Annotated in this window: 15 protein-coding genes; 8 read left to right on the top strand and 7 right to left on the bottom strand. The window is 57.8% G+C overall.

Annotated features, from left to right (window positions below):
* Nucleotides 1–10: 10 nt before the first annotated feature.
* The 5 genes from ABD013_RS09920 to benA form a co-directional block, all read right to left on the bottom strand.
* Nucleotides 11–403: a RidA family protein gene (locus ABD013_RS09920; protein ID WP_343805377.1), complete on the bottom strand. Its 393-nt coding sequence runs from the start codon at nucleotides 401–403 to the stop codon at nucleotides 11–13.
* 142 nt (nucleotides 404–545) lie between these two features.
* On the bottom strand, nucleotides 546–1,331 hold the full coding sequence (locus tag ABD013_RS09915) for a 1,6-dihydroxycyclohexa-2,4-diene-1-carboxylate dehydrogenase (RefSeq protein WP_343805375.1): 786 nt from the start codon (nucleotides 1,329–1,331) through the stop codon (nucleotides 546–548).
* 9 nt (nucleotides 1,332–1,340) lie between these two features.
* Nucleotides 1,341–2,354, bottom strand: coding sequence for a benzoate 1,2-dioxygenase electron transfer component BenC (benC, locus tag ABD013_RS09910; RefSeq protein ID WP_343805373.1), 1,014 nt, complete (start codon nucleotides 2,352–2,354; stop codon nucleotides 1,341–1,343).
* A gap of 85 nt (nucleotides 2,355–2,439) precedes the next feature.
* Nucleotides 2,440–2,934: an aromatic-ring-hydroxylating dioxygenase subunit beta gene (locus tag ABD013_RS09905; RefSeq protein WP_343805370.1), complete on the bottom strand. Its 495-nt coding sequence runs from the start codon at nucleotides 2,932–2,934 to the stop codon at nucleotides 2,440–2,442.
* A gap of 3 nt (nucleotides 2,935–2,937) precedes the next feature.
* Nucleotides 2,938–4,287, bottom strand: coding sequence for a benzoate 1,2-dioxygenase large subunit (benA, locus tag ABD013_RS09900; RefSeq protein WP_343805368.1), 1,350 nt, complete (start codon nucleotides 4,285–4,287; stop codon nucleotides 2,938–2,940).
* Between the two features lie 382 nt (nucleotides 4,288–4,669).
* On the opposite strand from benA, the gene ABD013_RS09895 reads away from it, so the two are divergent.
* Nucleotides 4,670–5,062, top strand: coding sequence for a MarR family winged helix-turn-helix transcriptional regulator (locus ABD013_RS09895; RefSeq protein WP_343805365.1), 393 nt, complete (start codon nucleotides 4,670–4,672; stop codon nucleotides 5,060–5,062).
* Complete coding sequence (locus ABD013_RS09890) at nucleotides 5,062–6,219, top strand: FUSC family protein (RefSeq protein ID WP_343805363.1); 1,158 nt, start codon at nucleotides 5,062–5,064, stop codon at nucleotides 6,217–6,219. Before ABD013_RS09895 ends, ABD013_RS09890 begins: the two co-directional genes overlap by 1 nt.
* Nucleotides 6,220–6,414: 195 nt before the next feature.
* Here ABD013_RS09890 and ABD013_RS09885 read toward each other — a convergent pair whose 3' ends face one another.
* Nucleotides 6,415–7,338, bottom strand: a complete 924-nt coding sequence (locus ABD013_RS09885) for a catechol 2,3-dioxygenase (RefSeq protein ID WP_343805361.1) — start codon at nucleotides 7,336–7,338, stop codon at nucleotides 6,415–6,417.
* Nucleotides 7,339–7,610: 272 nt separating this feature from the next.
* On the opposite strand from ABD013_RS09885, the gene ABD013_RS09880 reads away from it, so the two are divergent.
* The 6 genes from ABD013_RS09880 to ABD013_RS09855 all read left to right on the top strand — a co-directional run bounded on the left by ABD013_RS09880 (nucleotide 7,611) and on the right by ABD013_RS09855 (nucleotide 13,119).
* The gene (locus tag ABD013_RS09880; RefSeq protein ID WP_343805359.1) at nucleotides 7,611–8,783 is read left to right on the top strand and encodes an ABC transporter substrate-binding protein; all 1,173 of its coding nucleotides are present in this window, start codon (nucleotides 7,611–7,613) and stop codon (nucleotides 8,781–8,783) included.
* 77 nt (nucleotides 8,784–8,860) lie between these two features.
* Nucleotides 8,861–9,724, top strand: a complete 864-nt coding sequence (locus ABD013_RS09875) for a branched-chain amino acid ABC transporter permease (protein ID WP_343805357.1) — start codon at nucleotides 8,861–8,863, stop codon at nucleotides 9,722–9,724.
* Nucleotides 9,725–9,739: 15 nt separating this feature from the next.
* Nucleotides 9,740–10,702 carry a branched-chain amino acid ABC transporter permease gene (locus ABD013_RS09870; RefSeq protein WP_343805355.1) on the top strand — a complete coding sequence of 321 codons (963 nt, stop codon included), beginning with the start codon at nucleotides 9,740–9,742 and terminating at the stop codon, nucleotides 10,700–10,702.
* Nucleotides 10,699–11,478: an ABC transporter ATP-binding protein gene (locus ABD013_RS09865; protein WP_343805353.1), complete on the top strand. Its 780-nt coding sequence runs from the start codon at nucleotides 10,699–10,701 to the stop codon at nucleotides 11,476–11,478. The genes ABD013_RS09870 and ABD013_RS09865 overlap by 4 nt, the downstream gene beginning before the upstream one ends.
* Nucleotides 11,479–11,480: 2 nt before the next feature.
* On the top strand, nucleotides 11,481–12,191 hold the full coding sequence (locus tag ABD013_RS09860) for an ABC transporter ATP-binding protein (protein WP_343805351.1): 711 nt from the start codon (nucleotides 11,481–11,483) through the stop codon (nucleotides 12,189–12,191).
* Nucleotides 12,192–12,291: 100 nt separating this feature from the next.
* Nucleotides 12,292–13,119: an IclR family transcriptional regulator gene (locus tag ABD013_RS09855; RefSeq protein WP_343805349.1), complete on the top strand. Its 828-nt coding sequence runs from the start codon at nucleotides 12,292–12,294 to the stop codon at nucleotides 13,117–13,119.
* A gap of 39 nt (nucleotides 13,120–13,158) precedes the next feature.
* On the opposite strand, the gene ABD013_RS09850 is transcribed toward ABD013_RS09855, so the two are convergent.
* Nucleotides 13,159–14,121, bottom strand: coding sequence for an AraC family transcriptional regulator (locus tag ABD013_RS09850; RefSeq protein WP_343805347.1), 963 nt, complete (start codon nucleotides 14,119–14,121; stop codon nucleotides 13,159–13,161).
* Nucleotides 14,122–14,164 lie beyond the last annotated feature (43 nt).

Below are 14,164 nucleotides of genomic sequence, written 5' to 3'. Positions count from 1 at the left end.
GCTGCACTCCTCACTCCAGTTCTGCGATCCCTTTCACCTCAAGAAAATAGCCCGGCGCTCCGCAGAGAGAGGCCGCACCGATAGCGGTCCAGGCCGGATAACAGCCCTTCATGTAACGGTTGCGCACCTCCATGTACAACGGCAGGTCACGCATGTCGGTGTGGTAGCTGGTCACTTCGACCAGGTCGGCAAAAGAGCCTCCGGCCTCCTCCAGAATCCGCTTCAGGTTTTCGAATACCTGGACGAACTGGGCTTCCTTGTCGGCAACCAGCTCACGCTGATCATTGCGCCCGATCTGGCCAGCGATGTAGAGACGCTTGTCGACCAGCACCGCCGGTGCATAGCCGATCTCGTCGCGGATGAATTCCATTCCTTCAGGCACGATTATTGTTTTTGTTGCCATGATCATTTCCTCAGCATAGAAAGAGGCCGCAGTGGCACGGGGTGCACACCTGGCCCTTGTTTTACAAATACGGTTTTACAAAGGCGGGATGTCTCAAACGCAAAAAAGCAGGGCTGAGCCCTGCTTGCTGCGAATGCTTGTGTTATCCCAGATCACCTCCGCCAACCGGCAGCACCGTTCCGGTGATATAGGAGGCCTCGTCCGAGGCCAGGAACAGGATTGCACTGGCCTGCTCGTCCGGCGTGCTGTAGCGCTTCATGAACGTGGAATCGATGGTCTGGTCCACGATCGTCTGGTACCAGGCCTTTTCCCTGTCATTCATGGTTTCGGTGTTGCGGGGGATACGGCGCTCGCCCACATCGGTGCCACCCGGCGCCACGGCGTTGACTCGAATGCCATGCTGCGCATTCTCAAATGCCATGCAGACGGTCATTGCATTGACCCCGCCCTTGGCAGCGGCATAGGGCACCCGGTTCAGGCCACGGGTCGCAATGGAGGAGACGTTGACGATCACCCCACTCTGCTGTGCCTGCATCGGCTTGAGCACCGCATGGCAGCACCAGAGGGTAGGGAACAGGGAGCGACGCACTTCCGCTTCAATCTGCTCCTCTTCGTAGGCCTCATAGGGTTTGGCCCAGATGGTGCCGCCCACGTTGTTGACCAGAATATCGATACGCCCGAAGTAGTCGATGCAGGCATCGGCCACGCGACAACATTCGGGATATTTCTCCAGATCCGCCGTTACCACCCGGACCTGTACCGCCCCGGCGCTTTCGGCTTCCTGGGCCACTTCATGCACGATTTCGGAACGGTCCACCAGCAGCAGGCTGGCGTTTTCGGCAGCCATCTGCAGCGCAACCGCACGCCCGATGCCCTGGGCCGCGCCGGTCACGATGACCACCTTGTTGTCAAAACGATCAGGTCTCATGCCCACTCCTTACTTGCTGGCGGCAAACTTTTCATAATGGAAGCTGGTGGGTTGAATACCCTTTTCCTGCATGAAGGCGTTGACCGCTTCAACCATCGGCGGCGGGCCGCAGAGGTAAATATCCACATCACCGTCGTTCAGCTGGCCCGGCTCGATATGGTGGGTCACATAGCCCTTGTGCGGCCAGTTGCTCTCTTCTGACGCCACGCAGGCGGTAAAGGTGAAGTTGTCGATGGCGGCAGCAAAGGCATCCAGCTTCTCCAGCTCGACCAGGTCCACATCATTTGTAACGCCGTAGATCAGGTGAACCGGGTACTCGCTGCCCTCTTGCTGGATCTTCTCCAGCATCGCCATGAACGGCGCCAGACCGGTGCCACCGGCCAGCATCAGCACGGGACGCTTCACATCGCGCAGATAGAAGCTGCCGTAAGGGCCACGAAGTACCAGCTCGTCGCCGATCTGGGCCTTGCCGGCCATAAAAGTACTCATCAGACCTTCCGGCACCACGCGGATCAGGAAGGACACCGACTCATCGGCTTCATTGATCATGGAGCTGAAAGAATAGGCACGGGACTGGTCGGTACCCGGCACCTGCACATTGACGTATTGCCCCGGCAGAAAGTGCATGGCACGCACCTGGTCGCTGGCGACCGTAAAGGAAAGGGTGGAGTCGGACAGAAGGTTGATATCGGTCAGTTTGGCATGAACATCAGCCTGCTGGCTGCGTACGCAGACTTCGGAAGAAGCCGGTACGGTCACGACACAGTCAGATTCCGGAATCATGCAGCAGGTCAGCACGAACTGCTGCTCGGCTTCGTGATCTGACAGGGCATCATCGATGTAGCCATCCATCTCGTACTGGCCGGATTCGCAGTGACACTTGCAGGTGCCACAGGCACCGTCACGGCAATCCAGCGGGATATTCAGGCCGGAGCGATAGGCCGCATCGGCGACCGTCTCCATCGGCAGAGTGGTGACGAACCGAGTCACACCATCTTCGAAATTCAGAGCTACTTTATACATTGCGTGCTACCTCGGCCCCTTGAAGGGGTATCGGCGATACCCATCACCTATACCCCAGGGACACTTGTTATTAGGTGTGGGTCGATCAGAGGTGGTAGATATCCACTACGTGATGGATGTAGTCGTTCTTCAGCACGATCTTCTTGCGCTTGATCTTCAACGAGCCGTCTTCGCCACGCACCAGCGTCACAAAAGCGGTGCCGAAATAGGTGTCCACGCTGTTGTAGCGCACACTGTTGGTCAGCCAGCTGTAGCGAACTTCAGCATCACCTGCCGAGGCATTCAGTACCTCCAGGTTGCTCAACATGTGCTGGGTACGCGGCTCCGGCAAGGAGCTGGCACTGGAGCGGTCGGTCTTGATGCGGAACACGCGGTCTTCCAGGCCATCGCGGCGAGCATAGTAGATCAGCGAGATCTCGGACTGGGGATCGACGGTCAGCTCGCCATCCACATCCCAGCTCGGCACCCAGTATTCGGCTTCCTTGTCGTAGTGCTCAAGCCAGTTGTCATAATCCTTATCATCCAGTGCGCGCTGCTCGGAGTGCAAAAAATCACGGATCTCTTCGTAACTGATAGTCATGGCTTACTCCCCCTTCTCTTCCTGTTGCTTGCGCGCTGCCTGGTCCAGCACTTTCTGCCAGTAGTGATGCTGGACGATGTACAAGCCTTCGTCCTCGACCTTCTCACCACTCATGACCGGGTGGATATCGAGCTTTTTGGCATCCTCGTCCTGACCATCAATCCAGTGCTCAGCACCACGACACATGTCGTTCCACGGCAGCTTGATGCCCTTGAAGCCTTCCTGGCAGGCACGGAACTCTTCCAGATCGTCCGGGGTTGCCATACCGGAGGCGTTGAAGAAATCCTCGTACTGGCGGATACGGTGGGCACGGGCCTCGGCGCTTTCGCCCTTGGGCGCAATGCAGTAGATGGTGACCTCGGTCTTGTCCACAGCAATCGGACGGAAATGACGGATCTGCGAACTGAACTGGTCCATCAGGAATACGTTCGGGTAGAGGCAGAGGTTGCGCAGGTTGCCGATCATCCAGTCGGCACGGTCTTCTCCAAACTTGCCCACCAGCTCATCGCGGCGCTCATACAGCGGGCGATCCTGAGGGTTGGGCCAGTTCATCCACAGCAAAATGTGGCCGTGCTCAAAGGCGTAGAAACCACCCTTCTGCTTGTTCCAGGTAGAGGCATCCATCGCCTTGACGTCATCGGCTGACATGCCTGCCTTGCGGCGAGCGGTAGTGGCCACGTAGTTCCAGTGAGTAGCGGAAACGTGGTAACCGTCAGCACCGTTCTCGGCCTGCAGCTTCCAGTTGGCGTCGTAGACATAGGTAGAGGAGCCGCGCACCACTTCCAGCCCTTCCGGCGACTGATCCACGATCATGTCGATGATCTTGGCCGCTTCGCCCAAATGCTCGGTCAGCGGCTTGACGTCGTCATTCAGCGAGCCGAACAGGAAGCCGCGGTAGTTCTCCATGCGCACCTTTTTCAGGTTGTGGGAACCATCGCAGTCAAAGGAAGACGGGTAGCCGGCATCATTGGGATCCTTGACCTTGACCAGCTTGCCGGAGTTGTTGAAACTCCAGCCGTGGAACGGGCAGGTAAAGACGGCCTTGTTGTCTTTCTTCTTGCGGCAGAGCACAGCACCACGGTGGCTGCAGGCGTTGATGAAGCAGTTAAGTTCATCGTCCTTGTTGCGGGTAATCACCACCGGCTGACGGCCAATATAGGTAGTGAAATAATCGTTCCTGTTGGCGACCTGGCTTTCATGGGCCAGGTAGATCCAGTTGCCCTCGAAGATGTGCTCCATCTCCAGCTCGAACAGTTCCGGATCAGTAAACATGTCACGACGGCCGCGATAAAGACCCTGCTCTTTATCCACCTCCATCATGCCACCCACTTTGGCGATCAGATTGTCTTGCATTGCTATGCCCTCCTTATTGTTTGATCTCAGAGTAGAGGGCGGTGACAAGGCTCACTATCCAGCCTTTGCCATTCTTTATCCCATATGTGCAGAGGGTGTATTGGCAGTTTGTGGGCAGGTGCTTCTCACCCGGGGAAGGCCCCATCCGGTGAGGAAGCGCCTGGGCTGAACGCGTTAAAAACCATCAGACCAAATCGCAGAGACTCACCAGGAAGACTGGCGCCCGACAACGATATCCAGGGTGCCAGCTATTCAGAAAATATAATTTGATTTGCAATTCAAACTATATTTTTCTACCCTTATTTACATGAATACTCCAACCTCCCTTCGCTCCAGATTCGGTATTACCTTTTCTCTGCTCGCTCGACGTTGGCGCCGCGCCATGCAAACACAGCTTGCAGCAGCCGGGCTGACAGATTCAATCTGGGCTCCCCTGGTGCACCTGCGCGAGAGCGGGGGCGGTCTGGTGCAGAAAGAACTGGCCTTCCTGGTCGGTGTGGACGGTTCAAGCCTTGTCAGAGTGCTCGACATACTCGAGCGTGAAGGCTTGATCGAGCGCAGGCGCGATGCCGGTGACGGACGTGCCAAGCGGATCTACCTGACGCAGCCCGGTGAGGCGCGCGTGAACGAGATCCTGCAAGAGATCGGCAAGGCCGAAGCCGCCATGTTGTCAGAGCTGACCGATGATGAAATAGCAGCGATGTTCATATCGTTCGAGAAAATAAATTGTCGAATGTCGGAGCTGGAGGCCGAGAGGACAGAGGAGCCAGCATAATGAGCCACACCCCCAATACTCTGCCCGAGACAACCGGCTCCGCACCATCCACGCGCCGCCGCGATGCTGCCCTTCATCTGCTGCATCGAGATCAGCTCAAGGAGAGCATGAGCCTGTCGCGCCAACCCTTCTTGCGCAACTCAACGCTGGCAGGACTGCAGGCCGCGATCACCTCTGTTATTGCACTACCTCTCACTTACCTGTCCCCATGGTCACACCTGATCGGCTTTGCGGCTCTGGGTACCCTGGTCGCATTACTCGGCCGCTTTGCGCCGGGCAAAAAACGCCATCTGACCCTATTCCAGGCAGGGCTTTGCCAGGTCCTGGTTGTTCTGATCATGTCCAGTGCTGCCTGGCTGGGCGCACCCGAACTCCTCGAACTCTCCTTGCTGGCCCTGCTATGCGGTGTTCTGCTGTTCATTTGTGTGACCGGCAATTTCGGCCCGCCCGGCGCACTGATATTCATTTTTGCCGCCGGAGCCTCAATGACCACGGAAATCAGCCTGGAACAGGTAGTGCAGCGAACCCTGATGACCGCGGTGGTGGCTGTTCTTGCATGGGCTGTCTGCGCGCTAACGGAGCCATTGCGCCAGCTTCCGGGGCCGGAAAGCAACTTCCCCGAGGAACCTCAACGTCCGCTGACTCACAGGCTGATTGCAGCAGCCAGAATTTCCGTTGGTGCCGGGTTTGCGATCTTTATCGCCTCCTACGCTCTGGAAGCGAATTATCCCGCCTGGGCCGCAATGGGGGCACTGGCCATCATGCAGGGCACACATCTGCATATCAGCATGAATCGAGCTCTGCAGCGCATGGCCGGGACCGTTGCAGGCGCCGTTCTGGCGTGGATTCTGTTACAGCAAGCTCCGTCAATCTGGTTCCTGATTCTCATAGTCGCGGTACTTCAGTTGCTCACGGAGTTCGTGATCGGATTCAATTACGCCCTCGGCCTGTTGTTTGTAACCCCAATGGCCCTGCTGATGACCTACCTCGGTGCCAATGGCAATGTCGGTATGGAGATCGTAACCGAGCGGCTACTCGACACCCTGCTGGGCGCAGGCATCGGTATTGCTGTGGCGGTACTCCTGTCGACACTGGACGACAGACGCTACCTGGCCAAACTTCGCCAGCCGCCCGCTTTAGACAACAGGAAGTCTTAACAACTATCATTTCGAGCCGGTAACAATCCTCACCCTATTCACACCGGTTCCAGGCGGCAGGCTTCGGGGCGTGGCAACCCGATGACGCCCAGACACGATGAAGCTATGCATCCACACATAAAAAACGCCGTCGGATGACGGCGTGAAATATTCGACTGTGGAACTCAAACAGTCGAGTGCAGCACAACAACGGAATCAGGTCAGCGCCGTCAGGAAACGCTCATTAAGCTGGCGGTCATGATAGAAGATCGCCTTGCCCAGCTTGTCCGCATCCCAGGTGATCGGCTCGTGGTCTGGATAGAAATAGTCACCACCACAGAACACCTCGTTGCGGTTGCCGGACGGGTCGAAGAAGTAGATCGTCTGGCCGTGGGTGATGCCGTGACGCGTGGGGCCGATATCGATGGAGGTATCGGTCATCGAGATCAGGTCACCGGCGCGCAGCACATCTTCCCAGGTTTCCAGGAAGAAGGAAGCATGGTGGAACTTGCCCGGCTCGGGGTGATCGATGAAGGCGATATCGTGCGCCTTCATACTGGTGGTCAGGAACTGCGCCACCCGCTTGCCGTCCGGCGTCATCACCTGCTCACACAGATCAAAGCCGAGCACTTCACGGAAGAGGTCATAGGTCTCATCCAGGCTCGGGCCGTAGAGCAGACAGTGGTCGAAGCGCTGCGCCTTCATGCCCTTGAGATCACGCGGCCAGGCTTCCGGGTTGTGGTTGCCGACACCGTAGCGGCCGGTCTGCTCCTTGGTGGCAAACAGCTCGAACTGGTGGCCTGTCGGTGCCTGGAAACGGATACGGCGACCGCAATCCTTGAGCTCGCCTGCAGGAATCTCGTCAACCTCAACCCCGTAGTCGGTCAACGCTCGCTGCAGTTCATCAAGGGTGGCTTCGTCCAGGCACTTGAAGCCCATGAAATCCATGCCCGGCTGGTCCGCTTCACGCAGTACCACCGAGAACTTGTCCACTTCGGTCCAGCCTTTGAGGTAGACACGGCCCTGGTCGTCACGGTCCATCTCGATCAGGCCCAGCAGGTCCACGTAGTGCTTCAGCGCATCATCCATATCCAGCACACGGATCTGCACATGCCCGGGACGCATTACACCCTTTTTCATAAGCCACCTCTTGTTGTTATAGGTGTTGTTATCGGTTGCGGCGGATCCTTGTCCAGCCGGTGATTGTTCGACTATTACAGCCCGGCATGCCGGGTTAAATCCGGTGGGTGCAAGCTTTATCCATTCAGTGCATCCCTTGCGCACCTTCTTCCTTGCAGCCAGGCCCATTGCAGTTTTTGGACAGAGGTCTGCATCTGGCGGCTATTGATGCCGAGCAGGGTTCTTTCTAATCAGTGGACCATAAAAATAACGCACTCCATGAGAGGTCCAACATGTTCAAGTCCCACTCGCTGCGCACTGCCGTGGTTGCCGGTCTGGCAACGCTTACTCTCAGCACGTCTGTTACCGCAAACAATGAACCGATCAAGGTCGGCATGATGCTGCCGTTCAGCGGCGTTTACGGTGCCCTGGGCGATGCCACTCGCAATGGTCTTAAAATGGCCCTGCAGGAACAGATGTCCAAGCTGCACGGTCGCAAGATCGAATACATCGAGATCGATACCGAGGCCCGCCCCGAGCGTGCACCGGAAATCGCATCCTCTCTGCTCAACAACAGCGAGGCGGACTTCATTATCGGGCCGGTTCATTCCGGCGTTGCCATGGGCATGCTGAAGGTGCTGCGCGGCAAGGATACGGTGATGATCGTGCCCAATGCCGGTGCCGGCCCGGTAACCGGTCCGCTGTGCTCACCGAACGTGTTCCGCACCTCCTTTTCCTCCTGGCAGCCGTCCTACCCGATGGGCAATGTGGCACTGGACAAGGGCTACAAGAAGGTCGTCACCATGAGCTGGAACTACGGCATGGGCAAGGAAAGCCTGGATGCCTTTGAAGAGTCATTCACTGCCGGAGGTGGCGAAATCGTCAAGAAAATTCTGGTGCCCTTCCCCAAAACCGAGTTCCAGGCCTACCTGTCCGAGATCGCCTCGATCAATCCTGATGCCGTGTTCGTCTTCTTCGCCGGCGGCGGCGCGGTCAAGTTCGTCAAGGACTACGATGCGCTCGGCCTGAAAGGCAAGATCCCGCTGCTCGGCTCCGGCTTTCTCACCGAGGGCACGCTGGAAGCGCAGGGCTCAGCAGCTGAAGGGGTACTGACCACGCTGCATTATGCCGACAGCCTCGATAACGAGCAGAACACTCGCTTCCGCTCTTCATACAAGCAGCAGTTCGGCAAGGCGTCCGATATCTATGCTGTCCAGGGTTATGATACCGGCCTGATGATCGCCTCTGCCGTCAACCAGCTGGGTGGCAACATCTCTGACCAGAAGGCACTGATCAAGGCCCTGGAGAGCACCACCGTGCGCAGTCCTCGCGGTGATTTTACCTTCTCGCCGGCCCATAACCCGGTGCAGAACGTCTATCTGCGCACCGTGGAAAATGGCGAAAACCGGGTCGTTGAGATTGCGGCTCCCGCCTTGGCCGACCCGGCCCGCGGCTGCAAGCTCTAACCGCCTGCCAAGCCTTGGTCGGGCTGGCTGCCGCCAGCCTGGCCCGTTCAACCCTACTGATTTGTGCGGGTTCTGTTATGACCACCTCTCTTTTTCTAGTTCAGTTGATCAACGGCCTGCAGTACGGTTTGCTGCTGTTCCTGATCGCTTCGGGCCTGACGCTGGTGTTCGGCGTCATGGGCATTCTCAACCTGGCACACGGCTCCATGTACATGGTCGGTGCCTATCTGGTCTGGTATTTCGTCGAACATACCGGCAGCTTTGGCCTCAGCGCCCTTATCTCAGCCGTGATCGCACTGCTGATCGGTATTCTGATGGAGCGTACGCTGATCAGGCAGCTCTACCGTCGTAACCACCTGGACCAGGTTTTGCTGACCATCGGCATGATCTTCGTGTTCAACGCCCTGCAGGGACTGCTCTGGGGTAACGATCCGCTCGGCGTAGCCGTCCCGGCAGCCCTGTCCAGCGCCATCCCGGTTACAGATGTGCTTGAGTACCCGGTCTATCGCATCTTCGTTGCCCTGCTCTGCGTCGGCATCGCAGCGGTGATGTACTTCATGATCAACAAGACCCGCCTGGGCATGCTGATCCGCGCCGGTGAGTCCAACCGCGAAATGGTCGAGTGCCTCGGCATCGACATCCGCAAGCTGTACACCATCGTCTTCGCGATTGGCGTGATGCTGGCGGCCGTCGCCGGTGTCGCTGCGGCCCCCATGTCATCCATCGTGCCCGGCATGGGCGAACACATCCTGATCACCTGCTTCGTCGTCGTGGTGATCGGCGGCATGGGCTCGATCAAGGGCGCCTTCATCGCCGCATTGCTGGTCGGACTGGTCGACACCTTCGCCTCAGTCCTGGTGCCGCAGCTGTCGAGCATGATGATCTACATCCTTATGGCGTTCATCCTGCTGATCAAGCCTCAGGGTTTGTTCTCATCCTGATTCGGAGTTAGTGCCATGCTTTTCAACAAACGAACCGAACGTATCTTTTTCTGGGTGTTTTTCCCGCTGGCGCTGCTGATGCCACTGTTCCTGGCCGATAACACCTTTTTCGTCAGCAAGCTCACCAGCATCATGATCTTTGCCCTGTTCGTGATGTCACTCGATTACCTGGTCGGCCGCTGTGGCCTGATCACCCTGGGACACGCCATGTTTTATGGTCTGGGCGGCTACCTGTTCTGGATGATCGCGCCCGAATACGAAGCGGTGAACTTCTGGGTCTACACCTTCTACATCTGCATGATCGCGGCCGGCGTCGCGCTGATCATCGGCTTCCTGGTGCTGCGCACCAGCGGCATCTACATGATCATGATCACTCTGGCGTTCGCCCAGATGGCGTTCTACTTCTTCTCCGACTCCATCGATTTTGGCGGTACGGACGGCCTGTTCATCTACGTCAAACCGGAAACCAGCATCTTCGGTCTGAGCTTCTTTGACCTGGATAACCCAACCCATTTCTACTACCTGTGCCTGCTGTCACTGTTCAACACCCTGGTGTTCTTCCGCGTGCTGATCCGTTCGCGTTTCGGTCGTGTCGTCGATGCCATCCACGAAAACCCTGGCCGCACCACGGCGCTGGGTTACAACATTTTCGTGTTTCGCCTGATGAGCTACGTGATCGCCTCGGCACTGGGGGCCTACGCCGGTTACCTGTTCACGCTGCAGTACGGTTTCGTCAATCCGTCGATGCTGGCCTGGACCACGTCCGGCTCGGCCCTGGTGATGTCGATCCTCGGCGGCATGGGTTCCATCTATGGCGCCATCCTCGGCACCTTTGTCTATGAAGGATTGCATTACGTGCTCGAGCACCTGACCGAGCACTGGATGCTGTTCATGGGCGCGCTGATCATCACCATGGTGATGGTGTTCAAGAACGGCATCGCCGGCTATCTGGAAAAACTGCTGGAGAAACGCGCATGAATACCCAAGTTTCACTGGATCTCCAGGTCATGCTGGAAACCCAGGGCCTGTGCAAATACTGGGGCGGACTCAAGGCACTGGACGACATCTCGCTGCAGTTCTTCGACAAGCAGCTGCACGGCATCGTCGGCCCCAACGGCGCTGGCAAGAGTACCCTGCTGAACCTGCTCTGCGGTCACTACAAACCGACCCGCGGCAGCATCCTGCACAAGGGCGAACCGATCGAAACGATCAAGCCCTGGGCCTTTGCCCGCCGCGGGATCGGCCGCAGCTTTCAGAAAACCAATATCTACCCGGGTGCGACCTGCCTGGAAAACTGCTGCGTGGCGGTACAACGGCGCATGGGCGGCAGCTTCAATTTCCTGCGCTCGCGTTACACCCAGAAGGTGCTGGACGAGATCGCCACCGAGGCCCTGGAAAAGGTTGGACTGGGCCATCGCCGCGATGTGGTCGCCTCCCAGATCAGCTACGGCGAACAGCGCCAGCTGGAGATCGCCATGGTACTGGCCACGGCGCCCGAGGTGCTGCTACTGGACGAACCCATGGCCGGCATGGGCCATGAGGAATCTCAGCTGATTATAGGGATGCTGAACAAGCTGAAGCGGGAGTACTGCATCGTACTGGTCGAGCACGATATGGATGCCGTGTTCGAGCTCTCCGATCAGCTGACCGTCATGGTCGACGGCCAGCACCTGACCACCGGCAGCGTCGACCAGGTGCGCGACGACCCGCGCGTGAAAGAAGCCTATCTGGGACAGGGCGACGAGGTATTCTGACAATGACCAAACTACTGGACGTAAAAGGGCTGCACACCTACTACGGTGAAAGCCACATTCTGCATGGCGTGAACTTCGAGATCCTGCCGGGGCAGGCGGTAAGCCTGATGGGACGCAACGGCATGGGCAAGACCACCACGCTGAAATCGATTCTGGGCCTGGTGCCCCCGCGCAGCGGCCACGTGGTGTTCCAGGGCGAGGAGATCACTGGGCTGCCCACCTGGCAGCGGATGCGCAAGGACATCGCCTACGTACCCGAAGGACGCGGCATGTTCCACAACCTGACGGTGAAGGAACATCTGGAGATGGCCGCCCGCTCCAACCGGAAAGGCGAGCAGAACTGGACCTGTGAGCGAGTGCTGGAAACCTTCCCCCGTCTGCAGGAACGCCTCAGCAACCTGGGCACTCAGCTGTCTGGCGGCGAGCAGCAGATGCTGGCGATCGGTCGGGCGCTGGTTACCAACCCCGAGCTGCTGATTCTGGACGAAGCCACTGAAGGCCTGGCACCGCTGATCCGCAAGGAGATCTGGGAGGTGATCCGCACCATCAAGGCAAGCGGCATCTCTACACTGATCGTGGACAAGAACATTCAGGTGCTGAAGGAACTGTGCGACCAGCATATCGTGCTGGTGAAAGGCCAGGTGGTCTTCAGCGCCGGCTCCAGCCAGCTGATGCAGAGCCTGGACGAGGTTGAATCCTATCTCGGCGTCTAAGCTTCACTTCCCCCATAGGGTCTTGATTATGGCCGTGGAGGGGTGCACCCTCTCATTGGGAGCCCCCCTATCTGATTGAGTTGTAAATGGATGACCACTGATGTCTGACGAGACAGAAAAAACGCCTGAGGCACAACGCCAGGGAATCGGCTCGCTGGAGATCGGCCTGCGTATTCTGGATACGCTGGCCGAGTCAGCTCGCCCACTAACGCTGAAGAACCTGTCAGACCGGCTGGAGCTTTCACCCAGCCGCCTGCACAAGTACATGGTCAGTCTGGTCCGTACCGGCTACATCGCCCAGGAAAACGGCAGCGGCTACATTCTGGGCAAATCCAGCCTGACACTGGGGGTCGCCGCACTGAGCCGGATCGACCCTATACAGTCCGCCTTCACGGCGGTAGAAGAACTTAATCAAAGTAGTGACAAAACGGTATCCGTCACCGTCTGGAACGGCCAGGCGCCTCTGGTGATCAAGTGGCTGGATGCCAGTCAGCCGGTCGCTGTCAATGTCCGTCTGGGGATGGAGCTGTCGCCCTTTTTCTCGGTTTCGGGCCGTATCTTTCTGGCCCACCTGCCTGAGTCACGGCGTAACCAGATCATCGATAGCTTCTATGCCGACCCGCCGGCCCTGCCCCGCTATGCAGGCAAGACCCTGGACAAGGAGGAGTTCATCGCCCATCTGGAACAGGTGAAGGAAGACAATCTTTGCAGCTTCTACGGCGACTTTCTTCCCGACATCAATGTGGTCGGCAGCGCCATCCACGATATCAACGGCAATATCTCTTCAGTAATCAGCCTGATGGGACTCAACGGCGATACCGATGTGCGTCCCGGCAGCCATTACAGTGAGCAGGTGAGAGCCTGTGCGCAGCAAGTGACCGAGGAGATCTGTGGCCGCCACACCCGACCGGTACAGGACGCCAGCTGACGTCACTACCGGCCGGGCGACCGTTGGGGAAGGTATGACTCAGCGCTGACGCAGCGTCTCGGATGGCAGCTCGCCAAACATCTTGCGGTAGTCTGAGGAGAAGCGCCCCAGGTGGGTAAAGCCGTAATCCAGTGCAACCTCGGTCACGTTGCGAACCCCGGGGTTATGCTTCAGGTCTTCTCTCAGGCTTTTCAGCTTTGACTGCTTGATAAACAGCTTGGGGGTCACATTGAAATACTTGGCGAACAGGTTGTAGACGGTACGCACACTGACATTGCCCACCTGAGCCAGCATCTCAACGCTGAGATCATCGCGGATGTTGGCCTCGACATACGCCAGCAGCTGCGAAAAGCTGCGATCGTGAATGCTCTTTTCACAACCGGCCCCTGCATTGCTGTCGAACTGCTGCAGCAGTTTACGGATCAGAATATCGCGGTAAGGCAGCTGCAGATGACTCAGGTCCAGCTCGGTTTCATTGGCTTCCAGCAACAGCGCATCCAGCAGGCGCATGAAACCCAGTGACTGCTGCAGCTCGATCACCCGGCGTTCAAAGCGGACCCCAGTCCTTGGTACCAGCCCGGATTGTTCGAGGCACGCCTCGCGTACCAGCTCCTCGGGCACCTTGACGATCACCTTTTCACAGTCAGCCGAGTAGGTCAGATCGATTTTCTCGCCCGGGTTCATCATCAGCGCCTGACCACGCTGCAGACGAAGACGCTGGTCGGGGAAATGCCAGCGGCACTCGCCCTGAGTCACGACCTGAAAGTGATAGATGCCCTGGAGGTCCGGGCAACGCACCTGCACATCATCGCCATAGCTGATCGAGGACAAGCCGATACCGGCAAAGTCGCGATATCGCAATTGGGAGACGGGGCGACGACTGCGGTTCAGGTCATTGAACTCCAGTCTGTGTTGTCCAACATGGCGGTTCACATATTCGGACACTTCAAGCGGATGCGCCTGATCAAAGATCACGGCGTTACTGAGCACATTGGTGAACATCGGCTGCACCGTTTTTTTGTAATTATTGTTAACGAATTTATTA

Source organism: Marinobacterium maritimum, assembly GCF_039523155.1.
GTDB lineage: Bacteria > Pseudomonadota > Gammaproteobacteria > Pseudomonadales > Balneatricaceae > Marinobacterium > Marinobacterium maritimum.
This window is presented reverse-complemented; position numbering and strand designations above follow the sequence as displayed.

Bases quoted from the DNA above. Each gene is read 5' to 3' on its own strand.
- benA (WP_343805368.1), bottom strand. From the start codon at position 4,287: ATGCAAGACAATCTGATCGCCAAAGTGGGTGGCATGATGGAGGTGGAT.
- ABD013_RS09875 (WP_343805357.1), top strand. From the start codon at position 8,861: ATGACCACCTCTCTTTTTCTAGTTCAGTTGATCAACGGCCTGCAGTAC.
- ABD013_RS09865 (WP_343805353.1), top strand. From the start codon at position 10,699: ATGAATACCCAAGTTTCACTGGATCTCCAGGTCATGCTGGAAACCCAG.
- ABD013_RS09860 (WP_343805351.1), top strand. From the start codon at position 11,481: ATGACCAAACTACTGGACGTAAAAGGGCTGCACACCTACTACGGTGAA.
- ABD013_RS09855 (WP_343805349.1), top strand. From the start codon at position 12,292: ATGTCTGACGAGACAGAAAAAACGCCTGAGGCACAACGCCAGGGAATC.
- benC (WP_343805373.1), bottom strand. From the start codon at position 2,354: ATGTATAAAGTAGCTCTGAATTTCGAAGATGGTGTGACTCGGTTCGTC.
- ABD013_RS09920 (WP_343805377.1), bottom strand. From the start codon at position 403: ATGGCAACAAAAACAATAATCGTGCCTGAAGGAATGGAATTCATCCGC.
- ABD013_RS09890 (WP_343805363.1), top strand. From the start codon at position 5,062: ATGAGCCACACCCCCAATACTCTGCCCGAGACAACCGGCTCCGCACCA.
- ABD013_RS09915 (WP_343805375.1), bottom strand. From the start codon at position 1,331: ATGAGACCTGATCGTTTTGACAACAAGGTGGTCATCGTGACCGGCGCG.
- ABD013_RS09850 (WP_343805347.1), bottom strand. From the start codon at position 14,121: ATGTTCACCAATGTGCTCAGTAACGCCGTGATCTTTGATCAGGCGCAT.
- ABD013_RS09905 (WP_343805370.1), bottom strand. From the start codon at position 2,934: ATGACTATCAGTTACGAAGAGATCCGTGATTTTTTGCACTCCGAGCAG.
- ABD013_RS09880 (WP_343805359.1), top strand. From the start codon at position 7,611: ATGTTCAAGTCCCACTCGCTGCGCACTGCCGTGGTTGCCGGTCTGGCA.
- ABD013_RS09870 (WP_343805355.1), top strand. From the start codon at position 9,740: ATGCTTTTCAACAAACGAACCGAACGTATCTTTTTCTGGGTGTTTTTC.
- ABD013_RS09895 (WP_343805365.1), top strand. From the start codon at position 4,670: ATGCAAACACAGCTTGCAGCAGCCGGGCTGACAGATTCAATCTGGGCT.
- ABD013_RS09885 (WP_343805361.1), bottom strand. From the start codon at position 7,338: ATGAAAAAGGGTGTAATGCGTCCCGGGCATGTGCAGATCCGTGTGCTG.